The 26,623-nt window shown below is 49.6% G+C and carries 26 protein-coding genes, 1 tRNA gene and 1 riboswitch; of the genes, 6 read left to right on the top strand and 21 right to left on the bottom strand.

The genetic code is table 11. The features are described 5' to 3' along the window. Positions 1–156 precede the first annotated feature (156 nt). The 5 genes from LJ046_RS05760 to LJ046_RS05740 all read right to left on the bottom strand — a co-directional run bounded on the left by LJ046_RS05760 (position 157) and on the right by LJ046_RS05740 (position 4,700). On the bottom strand, positions 157–1,416 hold the full coding sequence (locus tag LJ046_RS05760) for a sensor histidine kinase (RefSeq protein WP_002877503.1): 1,260 nt from the start codon (positions 1,414–1,416) through the stop codon (positions 157–159). Between the two features lie 2 nt (positions 1,417–1,418). Continuing rightward, a complete protein-coding gene (locus LJ046_RS05755) occupies positions 1,419–2,087 on the bottom strand; it encodes a response regulator transcription factor (protein WP_002877504.1) in 669 nt (222 codons plus the stop codon). A gap of 2 nt (positions 2,088–2,089) precedes the next feature. Continuing rightward, positions 2,090–2,698, bottom strand: a complete 609-nt coding sequence (locus LJ046_RS05750) for a GTP pyrophosphokinase (protein WP_002877508.1) — start codon at positions 2,696–2,698, stop codon at positions 2,090–2,092. A 185-nt stretch (positions 2,699–2,883) separates the two neighbouring features. Further along, a complete protein-coding gene (locus LJ046_RS05745; RefSeq protein ID WP_080638354.1) occupies positions 2,884–4,077 on the bottom strand; it encodes an FAD-binding protein in 1,194 nt (397 codons plus the stop codon). Continuing rightward, positions 3,996–4,700 carry an FMN-binding protein gene (locus tag LJ046_RS05740; RefSeq protein WP_255217694.1) on the bottom strand — a complete coding sequence of 235 codons (705 nt, stop codon included), beginning with the start codon at positions 4,698–4,700 and terminating at the stop codon, positions 3,996–3,998. The genes LJ046_RS05745 and LJ046_RS05740 overlap by 82 nt, the downstream gene beginning before the upstream one ends. A gap of 230 nt (positions 4,701–4,930) precedes the next feature. On the opposite strand from LJ046_RS05740, the gene LJ046_RS05735 reads away from it, so the two are divergent. Both LJ046_RS05735 and LJ046_RS05730 read left to right on the top strand, forming a co-directional pair. Further along, positions 4,931–5,019 (top strand) — tRNA-Ser (locus LJ046_RS05735). Between the two features lie 77 nt (positions 5,020–5,096). After that, a complete protein-coding gene (locus LJ046_RS05730) occupies positions 5,097–5,378 on the top strand; it encodes a helix-turn-helix domain-containing protein (RefSeq protein ID WP_231127978.1) in 282 nt (93 codons plus the stop codon). 323 nt (positions 5,379–5,701) lie between these two features. On the opposite strand, the gene LJ046_RS05725 is transcribed toward LJ046_RS05730, so the two are convergent. From LJ046_RS05725 to LJ046_RS05715, 3 genes are all read right to left on the bottom strand, one after another. Further along, complete coding sequence (locus tag LJ046_RS05725) at positions 5,702–5,905, bottom strand: hypothetical protein (protein ID WP_002877527.1); 204 nt, start codon at positions 5,903–5,905, stop codon at positions 5,702–5,704. Between the two features lie 252 nt (positions 5,906–6,157). After that, the gene (gene argH, locus LJ046_RS05720; RefSeq protein ID WP_002877528.1) at positions 6,158–7,540 is read right to left on the bottom strand and encodes an argininosuccinate lyase; all 1,383 of its coding nucleotides are present in this window, start codon (positions 7,538–7,540) and stop codon (positions 6,158–6,160) included. 36 nt (positions 7,541–7,576) lie between these two features. Then, a complete protein-coding gene (locus LJ046_RS05715; RefSeq protein WP_002877529.1) occupies positions 7,577–8,803 on the bottom strand; it encodes an argininosuccinate synthase in 1,227 nt (408 codons plus the stop codon). 566 nt (positions 8,804–9,369) lie between these two features. Here LJ046_RS05715 and LJ046_RS05710 point away from each other — a divergent pair. Then, positions 9,370–10,275 (top strand): LysR family transcriptional regulator, encoded by a 906-nt coding sequence (locus tag LJ046_RS05710; protein ID WP_002877531.1) that lies wholly within the window; start codon positions 9,370–9,372, stop codon positions 10,273–10,275. 18 nt (positions 10,276–10,293) lie between these two features. Then, positions 10,294–11,199 carry a LysR family transcriptional regulator gene (locus LJ046_RS05705; protein WP_002877532.1) on the top strand — a complete coding sequence of 302 codons (906 nt, stop codon included), beginning with the start codon at positions 10,294–10,296 and terminating at the stop codon, positions 11,197–11,199. Positions 11,200–11,243: 44 nt separating this feature from the next. Here the strand turns inward: LJ046_RS05705 and LJ046_RS10000 are convergent, their stop codons facing one another. From LJ046_RS10000 to LJ046_RS05695, 3 genes are read right to left on the bottom strand one after another with little or no spacing between them, the layout of a single operon-like run. Continuing rightward, positions 11,244–11,390 carry a hypothetical protein gene (locus tag LJ046_RS10000; protein WP_155114311.1) on the bottom strand — a complete coding sequence of 49 codons (147 nt, stop codon included), beginning with the start codon at positions 11,388–11,390 and terminating at the stop codon, positions 11,244–11,246. A gap of 53 nt (positions 11,391–11,443) precedes the next feature. After that, positions 11,444–11,863, bottom strand: a complete 420-nt coding sequence (locus tag LJ046_RS05700) for a hypothetical protein (RefSeq protein WP_002877544.1) — start codon at positions 11,861–11,863, stop codon at positions 11,444–11,446. Positions 11,864–11,910: 47 nt separating this feature from the next. After that, positions 11,911–14,337 carry an Aq_aa27 family P-loop NTPase gene (locus tag LJ046_RS05695; RefSeq protein WP_002877545.1) on the bottom strand — a complete coding sequence of 809 codons (2,427 nt, stop codon included), beginning with the start codon at positions 14,335–14,337 and terminating at the stop codon, positions 11,911–11,913. Positions 14,338–14,375: 38 nt separating this feature from the next. Between LJ046_RS05695 and LJ046_RS05690 the strand changes: the two genes are divergently transcribed. Further along, positions 14,376–14,717 carry a hypothetical protein gene (locus LJ046_RS05690; RefSeq protein WP_231127976.1) on the top strand — a complete coding sequence of 114 codons (342 nt, stop codon included), beginning with the start codon at positions 14,376–14,378 and terminating at the stop codon, positions 14,715–14,717. Here LJ046_RS05690 and LJ046_RS05685 read toward each other — a convergent pair. Next, on the bottom strand, positions 14,703–15,356 hold the full coding sequence (locus LJ046_RS05685) for a LysR family transcriptional regulator substrate-binding protein (protein WP_035176470.1): 654 nt from the start codon (positions 15,354–15,356) through the stop codon (positions 14,703–14,705). The genes LJ046_RS05690 and LJ046_RS05685 overlap by 15 nt on opposite strands. An 80-nt stretch (positions 15,357–15,436) precedes the next feature. Continuing rightward, positions 15,437–15,580, bottom strand: a complete 144-nt coding sequence (locus LJ046_RS05680; protein WP_002877558.1) for a LysR family transcriptional regulator — start codon at positions 15,578–15,580, stop codon at positions 15,437–15,439. A 367-nt stretch (positions 15,581–15,947) separates the two neighbouring features. Between LJ046_RS05680 and LJ046_RS05675 the strand changes: the two genes are divergently transcribed. Next, positions 15,948–16,883 carry a LysR substrate-binding domain-containing protein gene (locus LJ046_RS05675; protein ID WP_002877561.1) on the top strand — a complete coding sequence of 312 codons (936 nt, stop codon included), beginning with the start codon at positions 15,948–15,950 and terminating at the stop codon, positions 16,881–16,883. Positions 16,884–16,960: 77 nt separating this feature from the next. On the opposite strand, the gene LJ046_RS05670 is transcribed toward LJ046_RS05675, so the two are convergent. The 8 genes from LJ046_RS05670 to LJ046_RS05635 all read right to left on the bottom strand — a co-directional run bounded on the left by LJ046_RS05670 (position 16,961) and on the right by LJ046_RS05635 (position 26,410). Next, a complete protein-coding gene (locus LJ046_RS05670; RefSeq protein ID WP_002877563.1) occupies positions 16,961–19,822 on the bottom strand; it encodes a YfhO family protein in 2,862 nt (953 codons plus the stop codon). A 122-nt stretch (positions 19,823–19,944) separates the two neighbouring features. Next, positions 19,945–21,198, bottom strand: coding sequence for a tetratricopeptide repeat protein (locus LJ046_RS05665; RefSeq protein WP_002877565.1), 1,254 nt, complete (start codon positions 21,196–21,198; stop codon positions 19,945–19,947). A gap of 115 nt (positions 21,199–21,313) precedes the next feature. Further along, on the bottom strand, positions 21,314–21,589 hold the full coding sequence (locus LJ046_RS05660) for an HU family DNA-binding protein (protein ID WP_002877566.1): 276 nt from the start codon (positions 21,587–21,589) through the stop codon (positions 21,314–21,316). 203 nt (positions 21,590–21,792) lie between these two features. After that, the gene (gene der / locus LJ046_RS05655; protein ID WP_002877568.1) at positions 21,793–23,100 is read right to left on the bottom strand and encodes a ribosome biogenesis GTPase Der; all 1,308 of its coding nucleotides are present in this window, start codon (positions 23,098–23,100) and stop codon (positions 21,793–21,795) included. 76 nt (positions 23,101–23,176) lie between these two features. Beyond that, a complete protein-coding gene (gene rpsA / locus LJ046_RS05650; RefSeq protein WP_002877570.1) occupies positions 23,177–24,382 on the bottom strand; it encodes a 30S ribosomal protein S1 in 1,206 nt (401 codons plus the stop codon). 88 nt (positions 24,383–24,470) lie between these two features. After that, positions 24,471–25,148 carry a (d)CMP kinase gene (gene cmk, locus LJ046_RS05645; RefSeq protein WP_003612970.1) on the bottom strand — a complete coding sequence of 226 codons (678 nt, stop codon included), beginning with the start codon at positions 25,146–25,148 and terminating at the stop codon, positions 24,471–24,473. Between the two features lie 52 nt (positions 25,149–25,200). Further along, positions 25,201–25,596, bottom strand: a complete 396-nt coding sequence (locus LJ046_RS05640; protein WP_002877574.1) for a LysM peptidoglycan-binding domain-containing protein — start codon at positions 25,594–25,596, stop codon at positions 25,201–25,203. A 109-nt stretch (positions 25,597–25,705) separates the two neighbouring features. Further along, positions 25,706–26,410 carry an ECF transporter S component gene (locus tag LJ046_RS05635; RefSeq protein WP_002877575.1) on the bottom strand — a complete coding sequence of 235 codons (705 nt, stop codon included), beginning with the start codon at positions 26,408–26,410 and terminating at the stop codon, positions 25,706–25,708. An 80-nt stretch (positions 26,411–26,490) separates the two neighbouring features. Further along, positions 26,491–26,606: riboswitch (FMN riboswitch) on the bottom strand. Positions 26,607–26,623: the final 17 nt, after the last annotated feature.

Below are 26,623 nucleotides of genomic sequence, written 5' to 3'. Positions count from 1 at the left end.
TCTTTTTCCCTTCTTTTTCTCTTTATTTCGCATCCCAGCATAGCGGTTACATCCAAATTATACTATTAACCCTATCCTCTTTCCTAACAAATTCTAAAATTAGCCAAATAAAGAAAAAACGACTGCAGCAAAAAAGCACCCCGCGAGGGAGTGCTTTTAGTGGACCCGCTTGAAAGTTACCGTGACGTTCATCACGCCATCCGACCAGCTGGCATTGATTTTGCCGCCAAAAGCAGCGACCAGGTCCTGGGCCATGGACAAGCCGATCCCAAAACCATTCTTTTGCTTCTGATCATAATGGTGGGATTCATCTTCCCGGTAAAAACGTTCAAAGAAGCGGTTGGTATCGATCCCAGCCCCATTCTTATATGAATTGGTGACCGTCAAAACCGCATTCTGATTAAGTCGGCTCTTGGCCAGGACAACCATGACTTCGCCCTCGGGGTCACAATACTTCTGGGCGTTGTCGATCAAGATGTTGACCAGTTCCAGCAGGCTGTGCTGTTCGGCGTTGATGTAGAGATCCGGATCGATGCTGACCACATACTTTTTATTATCCTTAGCCAGAACCGATTTAAATGAATCCGCAGATTCCTTGGTAATTTCTGAGAAATTGACCTTTGACAAGACCAGTTCTTCCGGCTCGCTCATCCGGGTCAAAGTGATCAGCTGGTTGATCAAACCGGTCATCCGCACCACCTGCTCTTTGGTGCTTTCATTCCATTCATCATCATTGCCAAGCAGCTCTTCCATTTCAGCGTTAGCGCTGATTACGGCCAGAGGTGTCTTCAATTCGTGACCGGCATTGGTGATAAAACGCCGCTGTTTGTCGTAGGCATCCTTGATCGGCTGGATTGCCTTGTCGGCAAGCAGAGCCATAATGATGACAAAAAACAAAATCCCGCTGAAGGTGAAAATCAAGGCATATCTCACCAGCAAAAGCGCTGACTGCATCAAAGGACTCAAGTCAATAAAGCAGATATAGTACTTATTGGCGGAAATCTTTTTAGCCAAGTAGCGGAAGCGGACTCCATTAGATTGGATCGTCCCCTTCAACTGGCCAGCTGACAGGCGCATGGAGATCTGCTTTTTCCGGCTGGAAACCGAGTTGATCGAATAGCCGATGATGTGGTCCGCGTCAATTACGGTCAAAGTCTGTTTTTTCGTATTGATGTTGGCCGTGAAGTAGCGGTACTTGAAGATCCCTTCCTTATTGTACTGATCGCCTAGCCGCTTTTTGGCTTGAGCCTCGTCCAGTCGGCCGTTATTTTTAACAATAATGGATAGGACTTGGTCAGCTTCATGGCTGGATTCAAAAAGGCTGATGCCGATCAAGCTGGAGAAAGAGAAAAACATGACCAAAAAAAGAGATAGCGTCGCCAGCCAGATAAAGCGCCGCCTGATTTTTTTAATCATGATCAGGCCCTCTCAAGGCAGAATTCGCCGCCCTTCTCGCCGGAAATCTGGACATTTGCCCCGATTGAGGCCAGCTTGGACCGGAGGAAGGAGACGTATACCCAAACCACGTCTTCGCTTTCATCTTCATTCTTCCAAACATGGTTGAACAGCTCTTCCGTGCTGATGGCCTTGCCAGGATTGAGCAAGAAGTAGCGCATCAAGCTGGTTTCCTGCTTGGACAGCCTGATGGAGTTGTTGCTGGACAGCTCTTGGGAGTTGAGGTCCAGCTTAAGGTTGTCGTAGTTCAGTTCTTGAGTGCTGTTGTAGTCTTCGCTTCGGCGCTCTTTTGACCGTAGGCGGGCCAGCAGTTCCTTTAAGGAGAACGGCTTAGTCAAGTAGTCGTCAGCGCCGCCATCCAGCCCCGTTACCTTGTCGTCGATTTCAGACTTGGCCGTCAACATCATAATGTAGGTTTTGTCGCCAGTAGCGCGGATTTCCTTGACCGCGTCCAGGCCATTTTTGACGGGCATCATGATGTCCATGATGATGACGTCGTAGGGATGCTTTTTGACAGCATCGACGGCTTCTTGTCCGTTAAAAACTGAGTCGACATCGTAGCCGCTTTTTTGCATGGCGACCGTCAAAACTCTGTTCAATTGTGCTTCGTCTTCAGCTAAAAGAATTTTCATAGTTACCCTTCCTTGATCAGTTGGCGAATTGTTTGCATACTTACATCGCAAGATGCCAGTTCGTCAGCAACCCGCTTGAGTTCCTTGCTGATACGTTCAGGATTCTTGATGTCATGCTTGTACTTCATTTCGTGTTCAAGACTGGCCCAAGTGTCCATGGCAATTGTCCGTAGCTGGATTTCAACGTAGTAGGTGCCAGGCTTGTTGCCATGGACGTCTTCAAAGGGAGTGACTACTTCCATGATCAAGTGGTATGACCGATAGCCGTTTGGCTTTGCATCGGTAATGTAGTCTTTTTCATTAATGATCTTAAAGTTGTCCTGCTTCTTCAACAAGTCAATGCAAGTGTAGATATCGTCAATAAAGTTGCAGACGATTCTGAGGCCAATCGCATCCCGGTTTTCGATCAATGCAGACTCTGGCGTCAGCGGTAGACCTTTTCTTTCGCACTTTTGCGTCATGCTTTCTTCGCCTTTGACGCGACTTTCCAGGTGCTCGTATAGCTTTTGCCCGTGTTTTGCACTATACTCCTGACCGATGCCTTGGATTTGCTGCAAAACAGAATCCAGGATCTGTGGAAGATAATCGGCGTACTTACCGTAAATGCTCATGTTTGTTCCTCACTCCTTCTCTATTACTTCTACTCTACCAAAGATCCTTGAAATTTGCTTGTGCTTTAACTGAAACTTATGGATAAAAAACATGGCCCAAATTCAGTATTGGGACCATGTTGTCTGCCTTAGCGGCTAATTTTTATTTTTGTGGATTGACTTCAACACGAGCACTTATCACGTTTTTAGGCTTTCGCGTAAGCGCTTGCTCCATGTCCAGCAATAACCCCACTACCGATACATGAACCATAACAGAAGCCTGGGATGTCATAATATGGTGAGTACATCATTGAGCCGTTGTCAGTACCAACTACATACATGCCCGGAATAACCTGGTCATCTTCAGCTAAAGCACGACACTCGTCATCAGTTTTTACTCCACCAAAAGTTGACCAAGCACTTACCTCACATTCAATGGCATAAAACGGCCCTTGCTTGACCGAGCTTAAGTACCATGGATTGGCACCAAATTGCTCATCTTCTCCTTTTTCACAATAACTGTTATAAGACGCTACTGTACCTGTTAAATGATCGAATCCAGTCTTTTTAGCAAGTTCTTCCAAAGTGTCAGCCTTTACAATCCAACCTTCATGAATTCCTTCTTCAAGATCACTATCCAAGCTTCTCAAGCCACCTCTTTGCTTGTAGTAGGAGCCGATAAACCAGTTGTCATGGTTAGCTCCACGCTTGGTTAAGTACTCATACAGGCCTTCATCCCGCATTTTGTCAACATATTCCTGGTCAACAATGGCGTAATATGGTGAGTGGCGCAAGGTCGGCTCTTCACCATATGACATTGGATAATCACATAGCAAGCCTTCATTCATGAAACGCTTTCCTTGGTTGTCAACTAACAGATTACCGTAAATGCCAAACTTGAATGCTAGGTTCTGGTCATATTTATCTTGGGTTGCTGGGCGACTGGCCTTGGGGTTGGTTCCACCATACTCACAGCCACAATAGCCAAAGGTCTTGTCAAGAATTGTACCTGCCTTTTGCGCGATAGCCAACCCGTCACCGGTGCAGAGACTCTTGCCGCGAGCAGCAACGTTCACGTGTGTTGTGCCTAGATACTTTAAAAGGAGTTCCTTGTTGCCAAGATATCCACCACTGGCGATAATAACGCTCTTGGCATGAACGGTAACTTTCGAACCATCCTTCCGCTGACCAGCAACGCCTGCAATTTTACCGTTTTCTTTCAGAACTTCTTTAGCTGCCGTATTAAAAAACGCATCAACACCATATTTTTCGTAAGCTTCAGTCCAAAGACGGACGCGCTTATCAACATCGGTTAAAATCAAATGGAAGCCGCCCTTTTCATCGACGAAAGGAGTTTTAAAACGGAAGTTTGCTTCCTTAAATTGGTAACCGATCTCCAATAAGTTTTCAACCGCTTCACTCGATGCTCAAGGTAGTTCCTAATCAAAGCAGATTTCGGTTCCCAGTGAGTGTAATTCATTACATGTTGGAAAACTTCATTAACCGTCAAAGTAGTCCCACGTTCACGCAAGACTGGAGTATTAACGGCAAATGGGCCTGAAACTTTTACTCCGTTAACCGCTGCTAAATTACCAGCTTTTTCCAAAACAACCACCTTACTGCCCGCCTTGGCAGCGGTGATAGCTGACATAAAGCTTGATGCACCACTGCCGATAACTACAACGTCAGCTGTAACATCAGCATCTGGAAGCTTGGTTTCAGTAACATGTGCTGCTTCAGTAAATGTTTTAGGGTCCCCGCCAGCTTCAGTAATTGCTTCTTCTACACTACTGGTCACTGCTTTAGTCAACTTTGTTGCACCACTAATCGCATCTACGTTTAAAGACTGATTAGCGACAACTTCTGGGATAAATCTGTCTTTTAAATCGTCTACAAAAGCCTGTGTTTCATTTTCTTCAAGAACTTCAATTTTAGTCAGTTTTTCTTCATCAAAAGAAACGCGTAACTTAACCGTAGAATGATGTCCTTCTGCTTCGACTTCATAATCGCCTTTTTTGTAGATTATTATGCCTCTTGCTTTACTTCAAGAATATACTTACAAAATACAGATAGCTCCTCAAAGCAGTTGAAATGTCATTATTAGTCCCCAATATCAACTATTTGCTAAAGAGATATTACATTAAACTCTTTAACGAGCATTACCTATTAATTATAACATTTAAGAAATCGGTTTCACCATCTTAAAAAATAATTTGCAAGAAACAAAAATTAAGGTATACTATTATTGTTAATGGAGAGTTGGCAGAGCGGTAATGCAGCGGACTCGAAATCCGCCGAACCAATGTTGAATTGGTGCGCAGGTTCAAATCCTGTACTCTCCTTATTATAGTCAAAATAGCATCCCTATAGGAAGTATTTCAAAGTAGCCAGTAGTTTTAACTACTGGCTTTTTCTATCCTTGTCCCAAAAATTATCTACATCTATAGAAAATAAATGGAAAGGACATCTAAATCAAATGAACGCGTTACAAGAATATCTTAATCAAAACGGTGTCACTCGCTACCAAGTAGCTAAACAAACTGGGATTGCTAATACGACCTTAGCCAACGCCGTTAAAGAAACTAAGCCATTATCCGGGCAAACCGTCAAAGTCATTACCGCGGTCGCACAGGCCCTAAGCAAAACACCAGGCCAAGTTCTTGATGATCTGATTGAACTTGACGAGGATAATTCAAAGTAACCATTTCTCATCTAGTTTTCCATGCAAAAAGTCGCTTAGAAGATCTCTAAGCGGCTTTTTTAGCTCCTCAAAATTCTGTGTCAAACCATTATTTAAGTATCTTGTCAATCACCTTAAAAGCTAGCCAAAATAGGGAGATAATACCGCAAATCACAATAAACATGAGCACGTCAATGTAGCGCCATATAAACCACATAAGCAATCCCGACAGGATAACTCCTATAATCAACAGAGCATCCCCACTCACCCTAACACCACCACATTCCTTAAGCTAACTTAAAGAGGCTGCCCGTCGCCCCCGACTAGAAATTCCCTCCTACTCCTCAAAACTCCCTAAACTTTTTTCTACGTTCCGCAATGCGATATTCCAAATTGTCCAAATCTCCTTCGTTCCAAGCCCAACGGCGGATAAAATCTATCGTAATCCCCCGCCTCATAGCATAGTTCTTTTTAAACTCTGATTTTTCTGCGCCGCTTAAACTTTCCCACTTTGCCCTCATCCTTTTGTCTTCTTTAGATTCGCTCATTCCATTACCTCCTAATAATGCGCTTTCTTCCTCCAAGTTATACCATCTCCCCGCCCTCTTCCTCTACCTAAAAAGCGGATCAAGTCTTGCAGCCTGGTCCGCCTTTTGCGTCTGTTCTAATTTTCTTCTTCCGCGATCTGCTTTCTGTATTCGCTGACGCCCTTCCAAATGGTAAAAGCCTGCAGGAAGGAATTCCCTCAAAAGGTGCAAAAAAGCCAGGACAAATTTGCCCTGGCTTAACAGCGATTAATCCTATTTTTCTTCCGCCAGCTTGCCTCTGAGCTCATCAACCTGCTTTTGAACTGACTCCGGCGTCGGTCCTCCCAAAGAAGTCCGCTTGGCCAGGCAGTTATGCAGGTCAATTGCCTGGTACAAGTCTTCCTCAAACAAGTCGCTGTAGCCCTTGTAAGTTTCAAGCGGCAAGTCTTCTAAAACCATGTCCTGGTCGATACACAAGGCCACCAATTGCCCGGAAATATGGTAGGCATCTCTAAATGGCATCCCCTTCTTAGTCAAATAGTCCGCCAAGTCCGTCGCGTTAATAAAGCCCTTCTGCGCCGCCTGGTGCATGGCCTTCTCATTAGCCTCCAGTGTTTTGATCATCGGGATAAAAGTCTCCAGGCACAGCTCAACATTGTCGATAGCGTCAAACAAGGCTTCCTTGTCTTCCTGCATATCCTTATTGTAGGCCAGAGGCAGTCCCTTCAAAGTCGTCAAAATCGCCATCAAGTCCCCGTAGACCCGGCCGGTCTTCCCCCGGGCCAGTTCAGCCATGTCGGGATTTTTCTTCTGCGGCATGATGGATGACCCAGTCGTATAAGCATCCGCCAGACGGACAAAGTGGAATTCCCAAGATGACCACAAGATCAGCTCTTCGCTTAAGCGGGAGAGGTGCATCATCACCAGCGCCAAATCACTTAAATCTTCCACCACATGATCCCGGTCGCTAACCCCGTCTAAACTGTTGGCTACCGGAGCCTTAAAGCCCAAAAGTTCCGCTTCATAAACCCGGTCGATCGGGTAAGTCGTCCCGGCCAGGGCGCAGCTGCCGATTGGCGAATAGTTCATCCGCTCTTCCATCTGCCCGAGACGTTCCAGATCCCGCATGAACATGTAAGCATAAGCCATCAGCTGGTGGCCAAAAGTGACCGGCTGGGCCCGCTGCAGGTGGGTATAACCCGGCATGAGGCTGGCCTTGTACTTTTCTGCCTGGTCGCAAAGAGCTGCCACCAAATCTTTTAAAAACTGCTTGATCTGCCCGTTTTCTTCCCGCATGTACAAGCGGATATCCAGGGCCACCTGGTCGTTTCTTGACCGGGCCGTGTGCAGCATCTTCCCGTCCTGGCCGATCCGGTCAGTCAGGGTCTCTTCAATGAACATATGAATGTCTTCAGCGGCCGGATCGATTTCCAGCTTGCCGCTATTTAAGTCAGCCAAGATGCCCTCCAAGCCGGCTATGATTTTCGCACTTGCTTCTTCAGGAATAATCCCCTGCTTGGCCAGCATCTTGGCATGGGCAATGGAGCCGGCTATGTCTTCTGGATACATTCTTTGGTCAAAGCGGATGGATGAGTTGAAGTCGTCCGCGATCTGGTCAGTCTTACCGGAAGTTCTGCCGGCCCACATTTTTTTCATATCACAATCACCTAATCTAAAAAAACTTGTCCCGTCTTACTTCTTCTTGGCGTCCAGCTTGGCTTGCACCTGGATCGGTAGCCCGAAGAGGTTGATAAAGCCAGCGGCTTCCGCCTGGTCGTAGTCTGATTCGTCAAAAGTTGCCAGTTCAGTTGAGTAAAGGCTGTTTGGCGAAGTCACCCCGGCCTTGATGATGTTGCCCTTGTAGAGCTTCAATTTGACCGTCCCGGTCACGCATTCCTGGGTCTTGTCGACAAAAGCAGCCAGTGCTTCTCTTAATGGAGTAAACCATTGCCCGTCGTAAACCAGTTCTCCGTAAGTAATGGCCAGTTCAGACTTCTTGTGCTGAACCTGCTTGTCCAGGGTGATAGTTTCCAGGTATTCGTGGGCAAAGTAGAGAATGCTGCCGCCTGGAGTTTCATAAACCCCTCTTGACTTCATCCCGACTAAACGGTTTTCGACCAAGTCCAAAAGGCCAATCCCATTTTCCCCGCCGACCTTGTTCAGCTTCTCCAACATTTCCATTAAAGGCATTTCCTGCCCGTTTAAGGCAACTGGTACGCCCTTTTCAAAGTCCAGCTGCAGGTAAGTTGGCTTGTCCGGGGCATCAAGCGGTGACACGCCCATTTCCAAAAAGCCCGGCTTTTCATAAGTTGGCCCAAGACTCGGGTCTTCCAAATCCAGCCCTTCATGGCTTAAATGCCAGAGGTTCTTATCCTTAGAGTAGTTGGTCTCCTTGCTGATCCGCAAAGGAACATTATGAGCGACGGCATAATCGATTTCACCTTCTCTGGAAACCAGGTCCCATTCCCGCCAAGGAGCAATGATCGGCATGTCCGGGGCAAAGTGCTTGATCCCTAATTCAAAACGTACTTGGTCGTTGCCTTTACCGGTTGCCCCGTGGGCAATCGCGTCAGCCCCTTCCTTAATAGCTACTTCCGCCAGGGCCTTGGCGATCAAAGGACGGGCGTTGGCCGTCCCCAGCAGGTAGCCTTCGTACTTGGCATCAGCCTTCAGACATGGCAGCAGGTAATCGTTGACATACTCTTCTTCCAAGTTGGCTACGACCAGCTTGGCCGCCCCGGAGTTCTTGGCCTTTTCCTCCAGGCCTTCCAGTTCATCCCCCTGGCCGACATTGGCTGAGACCGCGATGATTTCCGGGTTGTTGTAGTTTTCCTTCAACCAGGGAATAATCACGGAAGTGTCCAGGCCGCCGCTGTATGCCAATACGATTTTCTTGATCTTGCTCTTGTCGATGTTCATTAATATTCTCTCCTGTAAAATTCTAACTTACTTTTAATCTACTCCGCTAGTCCGCCTCATTTTTATCACCTTTTCTATCAAAAAAGCCGCCCTTTTGCTAATTGCAAAAGGACGACTTGCTCGCGGTACCACCTTTAATTCCCAGCCATATCCGGCTGGACCCTCTTGATTCTTAACGCGAATCAAACGATGGCCGCTTCTCGGTCATTTTCCCGGCTGCGTTCCCCGCGCTGGCTCTGTTTCCTCTCAACTACGAAACTCGCTTGAAGAGTCAGGGGAGCGGGTACTACTTCCTTCGTTTAACTTGTTGGACTTAATTCTAACAGGTCTCTCATTTTATGCAAGCCCCCTTTACAAACTTTTTTGAATTTTTCTGCGAAAATCTACATAAAGTGCTTGCCATTTTCACGGCAAAGCCCACCCTAATCGCCTTTATCCAAAATTTATTACATTTTTTACTTTTTTGATCAATTTTTTAACCAGTTCTTTGACTTGGACTAAATAATGGGGTATTCTTTCCTCATAACGCGGACAAGCAAAATTAATCAGAAAGACTAATACTATCCATGAATACCGATAAAATCAGAATTTTCCTTGATTTGGCAGAAAGCCTGAACTTCTCGCGGACTGCTCAAAACATGAATATTACCCAGTCGGCTGTTTCCCAGTCAATTTCTTCATTAGAGCGCTACTTAAATACCAAGCTCTTCTACCGCAGCCGCAAAGAAGTCAATTTGACCCCGGCCGGCCAGCTCTTTTACCAGGGGATGCAGCCGGTCATCACCCAGTTCAACAAAGCAGTCACCCATGCCCGGGAAGTGGCCCAGTCAGTTAATACTCTCTTGACCATCGGCTTCTCCGGGTCCGGTTATGACCGCTACGCCATCAACCAGTTGATCCATGAATACCGGAAGGTCAGACCGGAAGTCAAGATCTTCTTGGAAAATTACGACCACCGGACCATGGTTGCCCGCTTAAAGCAGGGCTTTTGCGACGTGATCTTGACCGGACCAGAATCAATCGACTCCGGCATCACCCTAACTTACGACAAGCTGCTGGAAGGACGCTTTTATGCCGTCTGCAGCAAGAACTACTGCTACATGGGCAATTCGCCCGTTACCATGAAGGATTTGTCTAAGGAGCGCTTGATCTTCCTGGACAACAGCTGGTGCCTGCCCAAGCAGAACTCCCTGCAGAATGCTTTAAGCCGGGACCTGGCCAGCTTGGACTATGCCGTAGCTAACAACATGGCCGACTACACCCAGATGATTTCCGCCGGCCTGGGCATCGGCATCTGTGCTGACTTTGTCGTTGACCCCAGCGATGACCAGCTGGAGCTTTTCCCTTTGGAAAAGGAAGTTACTGATGAAATCGGCATCGTCACCTTGAAGGACCGGAAATCGCCGGCCGCCGACTTTATCGCCTGGGTCAAAGAGCGGGGGCTGCCGGCCACCCACCCGGTCACAAAATAAGGTGCTGGAGAGCAAAGAATGAACACAGAACACTTGGCAATTTTTATTAACCTGGCTGAAACCCTGAGCTTCTCCGGGACAGCCATGAATATGGGGGTCTCCCAGTCGGCGGTCTCCCAGACCATTTCCTCGATGGAGCGCTATATCGGGGCCGACCTTTTCTACCGGACCAGGAAGAAGGTCTCCTTAACCCCAGTTGGCAAGGCCTTTTATGAAGACATCCGCCCCGTCCACCACAATTACGTGGACACTTTAAGACAGCTGGAAGCCCTAAACGAGCAGGCCAGAGACAAGATCACCATCGGCATCAGCAATTCCCCTTACGAGATCTTTGACTTGTCTAAAAGCATCAAGGCCTACCAAGCGGAAAATCCCAAGGTCCAATTTTACATCGAAAGCCATAACAACCGGGACCTGGTTGGCCTCTTAAACGAAGGCGCCCTGGATATCGTCTTCTTAAGCCAAGACTCTTTGAGTCCGAGTGCCAATGTCAAATTCAAGCCGCTTTTAACAGGCAAGTACTGTGCCGTTTTCCATCAGGACTATGATTTTGCCATCCGCGGATCGGTCAAGCACAGCGACCTGGACAAGCAAAGAGTTATCTTCTTAAGTGACAATATCTGCACCCCTGGCCAGTACTCTTTGCAAAAGATCCTCTGGCAGAAACTACCCCACCTCAAGGTAACTTCGGCCAACTCCATCAACGCTGCCATGCTCAGCATCAAGGCGGGCCTGGGCATCGGCATCCTGCCCAACTTCCTCTTACCTGACCAGCTGAAGGACTTGACAGTCGTTCCCCTGTCCGGAAAAAACGAGGTCAGCTATGGCACAGCCATCCCCGAACGGACCATGTCTACCGCCAGCCAGGACTTTTATGACTGGCTGGAAGAGGGCAAATTGCCAGCCATGCATGAACTGGCTTAAATTAAAAGGCTAGAAGCACTTACTGCTTCTAGCCTTTTTGCATGCTATTTCAAATTTTCCTTGGCGGTCAAGGCCAGGTCCCAGGCCAGCCAGTCGCCGCTGCTTTCTGAGCCCAGCCACTTGTCCAGCCTGCCCAGGCTGACCCCGGTCAATTTCACCCAGGCCGCCTTGGTTAAGCCTTTCGCTGCCAAGCTGCCGGCAGGCACTTTTTCGAAAAAAGATCAGGTCAGCTGGGCCAAATTCGTCATTTCCGGTCCTCTTTTCTAGCCAGAGCTTCCTTCAGCGGCTTAAAGCGCTTGTCGCCCGTGGAAAAATCTCTGACCAGCCACTGGAAGTCACCTTCATACTTGCAGTACAAAAAGCAGCAGGCCAGGTAGTCCCCCTGCTCTTCAGTAGCCCGGTCAAAAACTTCCGTGTCCGCGTAATTTTCCAAGACCAATTGGTCTTCATGCTCGTCCCGGTAGTAGGCCCGGCTTTCTTCCGCCGTCTTCCCCAGCCTCTTTAAGTCACCCAAACTGACCAGGGCCAGGACTTGCTCATAATCCTGGTAGTTTTCCTCCAGGATCCGGCCGGCGGTTTCCAAGTCCCCGTCATGGTCCAGGACCAGGCTGGAAACGGTATTGTCTTTTTCTTGAACGGCAATCATGCTTTGCGTGTCGGTCATTTTACTCTTCTTTCTAATCTTCTTTCTTACTCTTCTTTCTAAAAAAATTACTTGAAAAAGCGGTCGAAGAAGCCGCGGGGCTTCTTTTCCTCGCTCTTGGCGGCCTCCTTGGCCTGGGCCAGTTCATCCTTCAGCTTCTGGATCTGGTCGGCCTGCTCCTTCTTCTCAGCTTCTGCCTGCTGCTGCTTTTCAGCCTGGGCTTCCTTTTCCGCCAAAAGCTGGGCATTCTGCTCGGTGACCTTCAACATCCGGTCCATCATTTTGGCATTCTTCTTCAAGTATGGAGCAATGTTTTCGACCATTCTCTGCCCCTGGACTTCCGCGGCGGCTCTGGCCTTTTCAATTTCAAAGCGCTCAGCCGCGATCCCAGTTTCCTTCTCATAGCGCTCAATCAGCAAGTGGTTGCCCTGCCAGAGGTCCATATTGGCCATCTTGACCGCCAGCCCCTGGCTGTTAAAAGTCTTGCAGATCTCAGCTGAAGCCGGCAGGTATGCGAAGTAGCGGTTGATGTCGTTGCCCTTGTTGGGGAAGACCCGGGCGGGAATCATGCATTCCGGATTGTCCCGGGTAAAGGTGATTTCCCGCAAGGTCGCCTCATCGTGCAAAAGAATGCTCCAGTTCCGCCGGCCCAGGTCCTCAACAATATTGTAGTTCTTCATGTGGAAGTAGTACTTGGTTTCCGTGTTGACCAGGCCGTATTCTTCAACCAACTGCCAGAAGGCGTGCTTAACCGGGTAAAGGAAGTCGTGCTTGAGCTTCAAGTAGTCCTCGTCATCCATCTCTTCCAGCCAGCGGTCGATCTGCCGGGTCAGGTAAAGAAAGAGGGTGTTGTTCAACCAGTGGCCGTGGTTGTCGGTATTGCCATCCAGGTATTCAAAAAAGTGGATGTCCGCGTCCGTCTTCTTGCGGAACTGGTTGCCCTGGCTGATCACGTAGCCCCTGCGGCCAACTTCAGTCAAAAGCTCGAGATCCTTGCCCTTGCTGTTCATGCTGAAAATGGCCACCGGTTCCACTCCCAGTTTCTCGCCATGCCGGTTGCTCCGCTTTTTCAAAAAGCTCTGGGCGGCGCTGGAAGAAAAGAGGGAGACTTCCGGGTCATCGATGCAGATCGGAGTGATGACCTGGTCTTCATCCATGTAGTGGTCGATAAAGTTCCAGATATTCTTGTTGATGACCTTGGGGTTGGAGCTGTAGGCGCTGACCCGGTCCTGCTTGCTCAAGCTCTTGCCGGCCAGCAGCTTCTTTCTGACCGCTGCCGTCATCCCGAAGAGCTTGTCTTCTGAACTGGCCTGGACGATCTCCTTGGTATTGCCGATGGTCAAGTTGGAGGCAATTTTAAGCAGGGTCGACTTGCCAGTTTCCCCCTGCCCGACCAGGCCGGCCACGATCGGGACGTCTTCCACGATCCCGTTTCGCTCATCGATGGCCTGGCGGATCTTCCAGATGCTGCCGCTTTCCAGGACATACATCAAGAAGGAGAAGGTAGCCTGGGATTCATTATCCTGCTTGCGGTCCCGGTAGAAGCGGATAATGTCAAAAATTGCTGACACGTCCTGCCGGGTCGGCTTTTGGACCGCGACTGGTTCTTCCTGGTAGGAGCCGATTGCCGGCTTCTCCAGAATCGTCCCGGTTACCGGGTCTTGCAGGTAAAGGGGGCGCGGGTAGTGGGCCTTTTCATCCGGCAAAACAATGGCCTCGCCATTTTCATTGCCTTCGCCAAAGACGATCTGGCTGAGCCGCTTACTCAATTCCTCATCAGCCAGGATCTTTTTTCCCGTCAAGTTCTCCTTATCAATCCCGCTTTTAAAGCGGAGGAGCTTGGCCGCCTTCTTAAAGGACACGCCGGCCTGACTTTGGCCTAATTGCCCTAGCCGGGTCGCTTCTTTGAAATCCTTTAAAGGTGATTCAGCCATTTTATCTGCCAAGCCGCTAACTTCCAGCAGGTACTGGGATCGCTTGTCTTCTGCCAGGTCCAAATAGCCCTGGTAGATCTCCTTGTCTAAAATATCTCTGGCCTTGGCCGTCAGCTCTTTGACCAGCTGCTGGACCATGGCCCAGTCGTCACCGGTCTTTTCCCCGCTGCTTAAGGAGTAGGTCGTCCCCTGCCCCCAGTAGAAGCGGTACTGGTCTTTCCCGGTCAGCAGGAAGAAGTTGCTTTCTTTCTGCGGTGAAAAACTAACCGCCAGCCGGCCAGCAGCCAGTTTTTCCTTTAAGTCCGGGCAGTCGCTAGCTAAGAGCGGAAAAAGCCGGGACAGTTCACTTGCCGCAGCAAGTTCGGGAACTTCTTCCTCCCCAAAAAGCAGGCAAAACTTTACCTGCCTAAATAAAGGGCTGAGCTCCCGGTCCAGCAGGGTCCAGTCAGGAGCGGCCAGGGCGGCCGTCAGACTCCCGTATTCCTCCCCTGCTTCCTTGATGTCTTCCAGCAAGCCGTGCTGGATCAGTAACTTTCGCTGAGTATCAATAATCCTTGCCATCTGTCTTATTTCCCATTCATGACTTTTTGCCTGCCATATTGCAGACCTTTAACAAGATTATAGCACTATCCGGCCAGTTTTCGGCAGCGTTTACCCGCTTTACTGGCAAGATTCTACGGATTTTTGCCAAAAGAAAGCCGGCCTGGATTGGCTGCGGGATCTTCATTCTCTTTGCCTTGATCTGGCTCTTCGGCCTCATCACCAGCCAGTCCCGCCTCCGCTTTGCCTGCGACTTCTTCTTGGTCGGTGGCTTATTCATCATGTTGATTGGCTTCGACGGCCGGCACAAGCAGGTCCTGCTGCAAGAGAAAAGGCAGGCTGCTATCGCCCTTAAGCAAAAGAATTACGACCAGACCGCTAGTGAATTAAGACCACGTTAAACCCCGGGTCTGGCAGAAGTCCACGATAAAGGAAGCCATCTTCTGGGCAACCTTCGGCTCTTGGGCCAGATTCCGGCTGGCCAGGCTGATGGTGTAAGAAGTATCTTCCGTTACCGGCACGGCAATGGCACCAGCAGATTCGTGGTACTTGGACTTAGGCAAGAGAGCCACCCCTTCACCGATCGCCACCAGGTCAACCAGGGTCCGCACATCGTCAGTCACGCTACTGATCTGGGGATGGATGTCATTTTTAGCAAAAACGTCAGCGATGATCCCGGCCAAGGCATGTTCTTCCCCAAAAGCCAGGTAAGGATACTGCTCGATCTGCTTCAAGCTGACCGACTTCTGCTTGACCAGTTCATGACCCGCCGGCAAGAGCAGCTCCAGCTTTCTGTGCATCATTGGTACTAAGTCAAAGCCGGCAATCTTTTCACCCGGCCGGGTAGTGATAATGGCCAGGTCCAGTTCCCCGCTTTGCAGCATGTCCAGGAGCTTGCCGGTCACGGCCCGCTTTAAATTGGAGTCGACCCGGTATTCCGGATTGACCTGCCGGTAGTCCTTGATCACATCGGTAATGAATTTATGGGCCACGATTTTAGCCACCCCGATTGACAGCTTGCCGCTTTCGCCCAGGGCCATCTCAGACAACTGCCGCCGCCCTTCCTGGATCTGCCGGACCCCGGCTTCACTGTACTCTTTGAGGACCTTGCCGTAAACCGTCAGGGGGCTGTTGCGGCCTTCTCTTCCAGTTTCTTGACCGCGTAGCTCAAGGTTAGCTGGGAAATCCCCAGTTTTTCCGCTGCCTGGGCCATATACTGGGTCTCAGCCAGCTCGTTAAAGTATTCCAAGTGTTGAAAGTTCATGTCTTTTTTCTCATCGTTAAGTCTTACCTCTTATTTTTGCCAAAATTTAGTTTTTAGCAAGAATTTAGCATTTTTTAAAACGTTTTTTAGTAATTTTCAAACTTTTTTGCCAAAATTTCCTGCTAAAAACCGCCAACATAAGTTCGGAAATATATGATTCAGATTTCATATACCGCTTTTATTCCTCTTTCTTGATTGGAAAAGTCGCATTTATCCGAAAAATCAGCAGTAATTATTTGAATTTCACCGAATATTATGTCAAAATTGAGTAAGCATAATTGGCGTTGACTAATAAGAAAAAGGCGCTATAATAATCTTATTGTAAAATTTATTTTGTAAATTCATTCACTTAAAAGAGAGCCTTAAGATGAAACAAGACGTACTTTACCAAATCTTGACCACTGCTGAAGACTGCCAGACAGTCAGCGATATCGCTAAGAAGCTTTTCCTGAGCCAGCCATATGTCAGCCAGGTTTTGAGCAAGGCAGAAAAGAAATACAATGTCGTTCTCCTGGAAAGAAGAACCCTGCCGATCGAACTGACTGAAGCCGGCCGGACCCTTTGCGAAGGCTTAGCCAAGCTGCACAGCGACCAAATGAAGATCGAACAGGACCTGCGCCGCTTCACTGAAGAAGAGCAGTCCTACATCAAGATCGGTTTCTCCCCGATCTGGGCACCAGGAGAAAGCAGGAAGATCATCCCCGTTCTGCAAAAGCAGTTTGAAACCACCCGCTTTGAACTGATCAAGACCTTCTCTATCAACTCTGCCAAGCGTTTGATCGACAACCGGATGGTTGACATCTACCTGGGGCCGCTCCTGCGGGGAGAAAACTTGAAGAACTTCTTCCTCTTCCAGCCTCGGATCTTCTTGATCATCCCTGAAACCAGCAAACTTTACCAAGAAGGCAAGCGGGACGTTCCGTTCAGCCAGCAGCTCTTGATGGACCTCAGCGAAGAAAAGATGGTTTCCTTAAGCGATGACTCCGGCTTCCAAAAGACCGTTGACCACCTGCTTGAAGACCAGAACCTCTCCGTTAACAAGAGTATCAAGGTCAACGACTACGAAGTCGCCCTGCAACTGGCAGTCGGCGGTTTGGGCTGGACGGCAACTTTGGAATACATGCTGCCGGACCTGGACCCAGACCTTAAGTACAACCAGGTTGAACTTCCTCACACCTTGATCCAGTCAGACAACGGTTTGACCATCCACATGGACTCCAACGACCGGGCCAAGGAAGTTGCCCAGGTGATGACCAGACTGATGAAGGATGACCTGGTTGCCCGCAAGCTGATCAAGGAATAAGAGCAGAAATTTAAAAATATGTAGACAAAAAACGAGCCAGCTGGCTCGTTTTTTTATTGGCATTTGACTATTAAAAACTATTTTTCTTTCTTCTTGGCCCGGAATTCCCGCCGCCATTCTTTGTGACTAAACGCGGCATAAACCAAGATGGCTAAAGCCGTCAAGAGTGAAATCAGCAGGCCGCTTCGCAATCCCGGCGTCCGGTAAACCAGGCGGACGCGGTGCTTGCCTGCTGGCATTTTGAAGCCGACAAAGGCCGTGTTGGTCTTAATTACCTTGACTGCCTTGCCGTCAACCGTAGCCGTCCAGCCGTTTGAATAAGGGATGGTCGAAGTAACAACACCGGCTTTCTTGCTAGTAAAGAGGCCGGTCAGCTGGTTTTGCGCGAGTTTCAGCTGCTTGACCCCCTGCTTTTGAATCTGCCGCACTTCTTTCGTGTATTCTTGATTCAAAGGAATTGCTACAACTTTGATCTTGAAGCGGTAGGTCCCCAGTTTTGAAGGCTGGAAGGTCAGACTATTGGGCAGAATCTGGTAAGTGCCCATGTTCATGACCGCGCTGTCGACCAGGCGGTAAAAAGAAGTCATATCCTGGCTTCTCTGTACAATTGTTTCACTGGCCTTCTTCCCCGTTACCGTCAGCTTGTAGCTGGGGTCTGGTGAACCGGCCAGAAGGTGGTAGCGCCAGTACTTGTAGCGGGTCGCCCGCTCATTAAAGGTCTGCCCGGCCAGGTCGGCCTCCTGCTTGGCCTTCTTCAGCTCCAAGTCCAGCTGCTGGCTTAAAGTGAAAGGCTGGTAGGAAATCTGGCTAATCTCGACATGCAGCTCGCTTTTGCCCAGTTTGGCCTTTTCTTTATCTGACAAGTGCAGCTTCAACTTGTAGCTGGCATCAGAGTTCGTATAGGTCAATTTATTCTTGTTCAGCTTCTTGCCACTGGCATCGACCATGCTGGCCTTGATGGTCTTGACCCCGGTCAATTTCGCGGCTTTAAGGCCAACCCCCTTGACCACCACCCCGCTGGCCAGAGCCCGCTCTTTTTGGCTCGCTGACAGTTTTTGGTAGCGGCTGGGGCTAATTGCCTTATAGCTTAGCCAAAGCAGCGGGAAGGCCTCTGTGGTCTTGTAGAGCTCGGCCTGGTAGACAGGCTCTTGATTTTGATCTTTTTTCTCCTTGCCAGCAGCGATCAGGTCGTAAGTCCCGGGCACCTTGCTACCGTTTACTGAGTATTTTTGGTTAAAAATATAGCGGACGCCCAGGAAATTGTTCAATATCGTCCGGTCATCAAGCTGGTGGAAGGGAATGTTGTTGTCATACTGCAGGTTGCCCAGGTCGGTCGAGAACTGACCCAGGTACTGGTTCTGGATGGAATAGTAAGATGACACGTTGGCCAGGCCGCTGGTCAAGTCGTTAAACAGCTTCTTCTGGCTGACAAACCGGTTATTTGACACCGTGTTGACCCGGTAAAAGCCGGCCGGCAGGATATGGTTCAAGCTACCATAGCGGTCTTCCGCGATTTGCTCATATTCCCCCCTGACCAGCATTTTGGCCGCAAAGTTGCCATTGTATGGAAGAGCCGCGTACAGGGCGTTAAAGGCCAAGTTAGCCGCTACAGTAAGCAATAACGCTCGCTTTAAAGCCCGTCCTTCGTTGACCAGGTAGCTGGCCCCCAGACTGAGCAAGAGGAAGATGACTGGCAAGAAGAGCTTGTAGTCATTTTTCAAAAAGGACATGGCGACCAGGTAGACCAGGTAGATCCCGCTGGTGGTAAAAATCAGCCGCATCTCCTTTTGACTGACCGCCTGCTCACTGATGGCCTTGACAAAGACCATCACGCTGAAGGCAAAAGGCAGGTACAAGAGCAGAGTCCAGCGGTTTGACGCTGACATCCCCCCGTTAAAAACCGCCCCGACTGCCGGGATCAAGAGCATGACTGCCCCTAATAACAGAGAAGCAGCGACCAGCCGGTACTTGCGCCAGTTACGGAAGAGGTAGACCAGGGCCGGCAGGATGATGCTGGCCAGGCCCAAGGCTGACCAGAACATCAACTTCCAGTTGTCCCCGTCAATCAGTTCCTTTGGCAAAAGCAAGTAGTAGTAGGCCGGATAAAAGGTCAAGCCATTGGCAAACTGCGATCCGGTCCGGGTGGAGTTGACCACGGCCAAAAATTCCGGCAAAAGCAGGCCAGCTGACAGAAGGACCGCTCCTAAACTGGCAAAGAAGAGCTTCTTAATTGTTGGCCAGAAAGGAATCTTTTTCCAATAAGCCAGGCCCCAGCGCAAAAACAGGTAAATGATTGCCCCCAGGCCCAGGACAAAGGCCAGGTAATAGTTGCTGACCAGCATCCAGACAAAGACCCCGAATAAGGGCCAGGCGCTGCCCCCCTGCAAGAGTCGCTCCAGCTGGACCACGATCAAGGGAAAAAGAATAAAGGTCGTGGTGAACATCGGCTGGGCCAGGGCCGCGTACAGCAGGTAGGCATTGACCATGTAGACACCGCTGCCAATCAAGACAACACCGTCTTTAAAGTCAAAATGGCGGGCAAAATAAACAAAGGCCAAGCCCACGCAGTACAGGCGCAACAGCAGGATCAGCTGGTAGGCAAAGACCAGGTGGCTGGTCGGAAATAAAAAGGCCAGATAGGCAAAGACGTCACCAATCGTATAGTAAGAAAAGACTGAAAACAGGTCACTGCCCAGGCCCATGGTCCAGGACCATTCAGCTGGCCCCTGGCTTAAGTGGCGCAGGAAACTGAACACGTACTCCCGGTACTTGACCAGCAAGGGCAGGTGCTGGTTGGCCGTGTCAGTGTTCCAGATCAGGCTATGGCCCGTAACCAAGTAAGGTCCAAAAACACAGGCCGCCAAAAAGAGGAAGAAGACCGAGTACTTCCAGTAAACGGCCCGGTCACGCTTTTTGTTAAAGCTGAATTGCAAAATCATCCCTCCAAAATGTTTAATGGTCTATTTTTTTATTCTACCGCTTTTCTTCCCTGCCCGCTAAAAGGCTAGAAAATATTAAAAAAAGAAAAATGACCAGCAAAAGCTGGTCATCATCCAAAATTCTAATTTCTCAGCTGTTCGTAAAGATCCTGCATTTCCTGGTCATCTGGCACAAGCTTCAAGTACTTTTCCAGCAATTGCCGGGCCAGATCGCCATGGGCGCTCTCTTGAGAAAAGGAGATCATTCCCCGCAAGAAGGCAGGACTGGTCTGCAGGCTCTGGTAGGCCAAGAGATATTCCTGCAGGGCCTGGTCATATTTTTCCATTTCCTGGTAGGACCGGGCCATGTTCCAGTGGGCCTGGGGCTCCAGATCGCTGTCAGCCAGAGCAGTAAACAAGGCCAAGGAGTCCTCTGCCCGTCCCTGGGCTAAGTAGAGGTCGCTCAGCAAGAGGCGGAGGCTGGAATTGTCCGGATTGACCTCAAGGCCCCGCTGCAAGAGGTCCTCAGCATCCTCAGCCTTGCCTAATTTGGCAGCTGCCTTAGCCCCAGTCAGGTAAAGCTCTTCATCCAGCTCATTGTAGCCCAGGCCCGTCTGAGCGGCAAAGAGGGCTTCTTCTGGGTTGTCTTCTTCCTGGTAGGCCTTGGCCAGGAAAGGATAAGCGTTAACGTAGTCAGGGCTTTGCTTAATGACATCATCAAGGAAGGAAATGGCCTTGTCAAACTGGCCGGCCTCTTCCATGATTACCCCGGCTTGGTACTTGGCGTCGATGTCCAGGAGGTCTTCTTTATGGTCATTGATAAAAGCAGCTGCTTCTTCATACCGGCCCAGTTTAGCCAGGGTCTGGAAGACCCGCTGGTTAAGATTGACTTCCCCGAACATGGTCTGTCTTTGCCGCAAGTCCTGGTACAGAGGCAGGGCCTGGTCGTTCAAGTCGCTCATGTAGTCCAGTTCCGCCAGGCCAAAAGTAATGGCATCTTCATCCGGGGCCTGCTGCCGGGCCTGCTCCATCTTGGCCCGTGCCGTTTCGATCAGGCCCTCGCTTTGGTAGTAGTCAGCCTGGACCAGGAGGCTTTCCAGATAGGCATCTGAATCAGCCGGCACATTGTAAAGCAGGGTCAAGCCATCGTCCTCTGCTCCGTCATTGAGGAGGATTTCGGCCAGGTAGACCTTGAAGAGGTCTTCATTGGGAAAATCAGCGATCAAGCTACGGTAGACTTCCTTGGCCAGGTCGGTAAAGCCCAGGTCGGTCAGGTTTTCCGCCAGAGACGCCAGGATCTCCGGATCATCGTTTTCCAGGGCCTGCTTCAAGAGGGCGCGGCTCTCGCTGAAACGGTGACCTTGAATCGCGTCCAACAATTGTTCAGAATATGTCATCTTTGTCCTCACTTTCTGCTTACTATTGTACCGTAACTAGTCAGCTAAATAAGTTTTTTGCCCAAACAAAAAAACGCCAGAAATACCGGCGTTTCTTTATTTTAAAGCACGTCAATTACTTAACAGCGTCCTTAAGAGCCTTACCTGGCTTAAATGCAGGAACCTTGCTTGCTGGAATTTCAATTTCAGCACCAGTTTGTGGGTTGCGGCCCTTGCGAGCTGCACGGTCACGTACTTCGAAAGTGCCGAAGCCGATCAGTTGCACCTTTTCGCCCTTAGCCAAGTCTTCTTGGATTGCTTCGAAAACCGCGTCAACAGCTTCTGAAACGTCCTTCTTAGTCAACTTAGTCTTTGCAGCTACTTCTGAAACTAATTCTGCCTTATTTGCCATGTGGAATTCACCTCCTATAAATTAGACTCGCGTCTAATCACTTCATTTCTCTTGTAGAAATGAGGGACACTGAGCGCTTGCTGCATTCAATTAATTCCCTGCTCTCTAAAATATCACAAGAACGTTGTCCCTACAAGGCTTTTAGCCCGCGGCTTAGCACTTTTTCAAGAGAATGTCACAAATTGAAAAAGAAAAGCCCGGTCCTACTTCCGCTTACGCGGCAGGATCTTGATCGGGGTCCCGGTGAAGTCGAAATTCTCCCGCAGCTGGTTGATCAAGAAGCGCTGGTAGGAGAAGTGCATCAGTTCTGGATCGTTGCAGAAAACAACGAAAGTCGGCGGATTGGTCTTGACCTGGGTCATGTAGTAGACCCGTAGCCGCTTGCCCTTGACCATCGGCGCCGGCACCAAGCGGCTGGCTTCCAGGAGCAGGTCGTTTAAGACGGATGACTGGATCCGCTGGTTCTTGTTCTCGTAAACTTCCTTGACCATCTTTGGCAATTGGTCGATGTTCTTGCCGGTCTTGGCCGAAACAAAGACAATTGGGGCATAGTCCAGGTAGGAGAATTCTTCCCGGATCACCGCTTCAAAGTCCTTGCCGGATGAAGAGTCCTTCTTCGGCAAGTCCCACTTGTTGACGGCGATAATCATCCCCAGGCCCGCTTCATGGGCGTAGCCGGCCACGTGCTTGTCCTGCTCTCTGATCCCGGTGCTGGCATCCAGGACCAGGATGGCCACGTCTGACCGTTCCATGGCGCTCATCGCCCGCATGACGGAGTACTTTTCAGTCTTCTCATAGACCTTGCCCCGCCGTCTGATCCCGGCTGTGTCAACAACCCGGAACTTGGTTCCATCCTTGACGAATGGCGTGTCAATGGCGTCTCTGGTCGTCCCTTCTTCGTTGGCCACAATCACCCGTTCTTCGCCCAACAGGCGGTTGACGATGGATGACTTGCCCACGTTTGGCCGGCCGATCACGCTGAAGGAGATAACCCCTTCTTCGGTCTTTTCGGCATCGGCCGGGAAGTTCTTGACTACTTCGTCCAGCAAGTCACCGATCCCCGTCCCGTGGGAACCGGAAACCGGGATTGGGTCGCCCAAGCCCAAGCTGTAGAAGTCATAGATATCGGTCCGCTGCTCAGGGTTGTCTGCCTTGTTAACGGCCAAAAGAACTGGCTTATCGGCCCGGTAGAGCAGGTGGGCGATCCGTTCATCCAGACTGGTCACCCCCTGGCTGACATCGGCCAGCATGACGATGACGTCGGCCTCTTCAATAGCGATTTCCGCCTGGGTCCGGATTTCTTCGTCAATCGTACTGTCTTCCCAGGTAATCCCCCCGGTGTCGATGATGCTGAACTGGTGGCCCATCCAGCTGGCCCGGGCATAGTTCCGGTCCCGGGTCACGCCTGGCCGGTCTTCCACGATCGCCACCCGTTCATTGATAATCCGGTTGAACAGGGTTGACTTGCCCACGTTTGGTCGCCCTACGATGGCAACAATTGGTAATGGCATCTTTTCACCTCTTTTGCTTTCTATTGATTATTGTCAAACAAAAAGACCGACCAACGGTCGGTCTTTTTAGTGCTGATTAACGGTTCTTAAGTTGGTCACCGATCATGTCACCAAGCGAGAAGCCATTGTCGTCGTTGTTCATGTACTTGCGAGCAAATGCATCGTTGTTTGATGAACGACGTGCGCGAGGTCTGTCGTTTGATGAAGAAGCGTTCTCTGGATCAGCTTGCTTAATTGACAGGGAGATTCTTCTTTTACTTGGGTCAATGTTAAGAACCTTAACCTTGACCTTTTGACCTACAGTCAAGACGTCGCTTGGCTTGTCAACGTGCTTGTATGAAATTTCTGAAACGTGTACCAAGCCTTGGATGCCGTCAGCAACTTCAACAAAGGCACCGAAGTTGGTCAAAGACTTAACTTCGCCTTCAATTACATCGCCTTCCTTCAAGCTTGAAGTAGCTTGTTCGAATGGGGATGGTTCAGTTTGCTTGATTGACAGGGAGATACGGTGACGGTCATTGTCGATGCCAATAACCTTAACCTTAACATCTTGGCCAACCTTCAAGACGTCGCTTGGCTTGTCAACGTGCTTGTATGAAATTTCGGAGATGTGTACCAAACCGTCAACGCCGCCGATATCAACGAATGCACCAAAGTTGGTCAAGCGTGATACCCGGCCTTCAACTACGTCGCCGACAACCAGTTGTGAAGCAACGTTTTCAAAGGCTTGTTCGCGTTCTTCTTCGATCAGTTCCTTGTGGGAAAGGATCAGACGGTTCTTAGCCGGGTCGATTTCAGTAATCTTAACCTTGATAGGCTTACCGATGTAAGGCTTAAGGTCTGAAACGAAGCGGTTTGAGATCAAGCTTGCTGGCAAGAAGCCGCGGGTGCCGACATCAACGAGCAAACCACCGCGAACTGATGAAGTAACCTTACCTTCGATAGTCTTGCCTTCTTCGAAGTCCTTTTGCAGCTTGTCGTAAGCTTCACGTTCCTTAACGCGGGTTACTGAGAAGAAAAATTCACCGTTTTCCTTGTCACCGCCTGCACGACGAACTACGTAAACCTTGAAGGTATCACCTAGCTTAACTTCGTCACGCAAGTTGACACTACGGTCGTTGGTGAAATCACGGCGAGTGATTACACCTTCAACGCCGGCGCCTTGAACACCAACGTTAATTTGGCCATCTTCAACGCTCAAAACGTTAACGTCAACGATGTCGCCTGCCTTAACTTCTCGCATTTGAGCAAGAGCATCTAAAAATTGATTGTTTTCTGACATAAATACAAAATGCCTCCCTGTTTATTCGTTCTCTATTTTACCAAAAAATAGATTAATTTGCTACTATTTTACCAGACTTTTTTTGAATTTACTTGCTGGTATTTGTTTTTTTAGCAATTTCGGCCAAGATAGCGGCAACAACCTGGTCAATCGTTAAATTAGTTGAATCGATTTCGATTGCATCCGCTGCCTTCTTCAAAGGTGAAACTTCACGGTGGGAGTCAAGGTAGTCCCGCTTGGCGATATCAGCTTCGATTTCCTCAACCGTCTGCTTGGCCTCAATCCCCTTTTCCTGCCAGTCCAAAAGCCGTCTTTCTGCTCTAGACCGGGCGCTGGCAACCAGGAAGATCTTGACTTCAGCCTCAGGCAAAACCGTGGTCCCGATGTCGCGGCCGTCCATGATCACGTTGGTTGACCCGGCAAGTTTTCTTTGCAAGTCAACCATCTTGCTTCTGACCCCCGGCAGGGCTGAGACCTGGGAGACATTAGCTGTGATTTCCGGGGTCCGGATTTCCAAAGACACGTCTTCCCCGGCTACCAGAACCTTCTGGCCGCTTTCGCCGGGCTCTAAAACGATGCCGTCTTCGTCGATCGCCTTTAAAATCCCGGCTTCATCCCCATAGTCCAGGCCGTGCTTGCGGGCGATAAAAGTACATGCCCGGTACATAGCACCCGTGTCGATATAAACGAATGACAGCTTATTGGCCACAATCTTGGCCACCGTGCTCTTACCTGCTGAAGCAGGTCCATCAATTGCTACTTGCATAACATCAAAATGAAGCGACTCGTATCGCTTCAATCCTTTCCAATAAATTCAGCTATTTGGCTTGCTTGATCTTCAGTTTCTGACCAACTGCCAGGGTTGAGCTGGTATCCAGACCATTTTGCTCAGCCAGCTCTTCGGCGCTTATGCCGTACTTCTGGGCGATCGCGGCCCAGCTGTCGCCGGCCTTGACCACGTAAGTCTTGACCTTGGGAGCAGGCTTGACCTTGCTAGTCTTTTCAGCGGCTGGCTTGGGCTTGGCCTGCTCTTTCTTTGCCTGCGGAACGGCGTAGTCACTGTTTTGACTGGTGATCAGCGGCACGGCTGCCAAGGCCATCATAACCGCGATCAAGAGGGCCGTCCACCACGGCGCCTGCTTGTTCTTGCGCTCTTCTCTGACCGCTTGCTGGCGGGCCAGACGTGACAAGGGCTTTTGGGCATTTTGATCCATCTAGCTTCCCCCTTTAAGCCTACATTTTAACATAAAACCAGGTGCTAATTGAAAAGAAAAGGCCTTCCTTAAGGAAAGCCTCATCTAATATTTTATTTGTCTTTTCGCATTAGTACTTGCTGGAAACACTGAAGTGCTTGATCACGAATGGCTTGATCGTCTTTAAGACAGATTCAAAGAGGATGTAGACCACAACTGAGTTGATGGCCCCCTTGATCAAGTTGAATGGGACGATGATGCCCATGATGTAGCTGGACATGCTTGGAATGTGCATCATCTTGCCCAGGTAAGTCTGTTCAGTAAAAGTGAGCAGCTGAGCGTAGCTCATGTGCATCCCCGCTGCCTGCGGCACTGAAGTGTAGGCGTAAACCGGAGTCAAGAGGAACTGGTTGGTCAAAGCCATGACCACCGTCAATGACAAAACGCCCAAAAGCAGGCCCAGGGCCGGCAGCAGGTGGCCCTTCAGGCTCTTTCTGTCTTCTTCCTTGACTGAGCCAGCCAGGAAGTAAAATGGCAGGGCAAAGGCCATTGAAGCCAGTAAGGCAGCCAGTTCACCGACCAGTGACGGGAGGGCAAAGCCGGCAAAGATCAAGGACAAGAGGCACTTGATCGCGGCTACGGCCACCCCGCCGCCGATGCCGAAGATAAAGGTGGTAATGACCACGATGACGTCTGAGAAGTCCATCTTCAAAAAGCTGACACCCGGCATGATCGGGAATTCAAACTTCATAACCACAAAGGCGATGGCCCCGATCATGGCATAAGCGAGCCAGTTGCTGACTGATTTATCTGTCCGTTTGTTAGTAGCGTCCATATTAACATATCTCCATTAAAAAAGTCCGTTGCCTCGAAGAGCAACAGACCTTTCTTAGTAAGCATGCTTATTATTCCAGCGTCTGCCTTCTTCCATCTAGACTATAACTATCGGTAGCTTTACAGCATTCAACCACTCGCGTGGCTCGCGGACTTGCACCGCCGGTCGGGATTTTCACCCTGCCCCGAAGACAACTTGTATTTTTTGATTACG

The organism is Lactobacillus delbrueckii subsp. jakobsenii ZN7a-9 = DSM 26046, assembly GCF_001888925.1.
Lineage (GTDB): Bacteria > Bacillota > Bacilli > Lactobacillales > Lactobacillaceae > Lactobacillus > Lactobacillus delbrueckii.
Note: the sequence above shows the minus strand (reverse complement) of the source record. Positions and strands in the feature narration are given on the sequence as shown.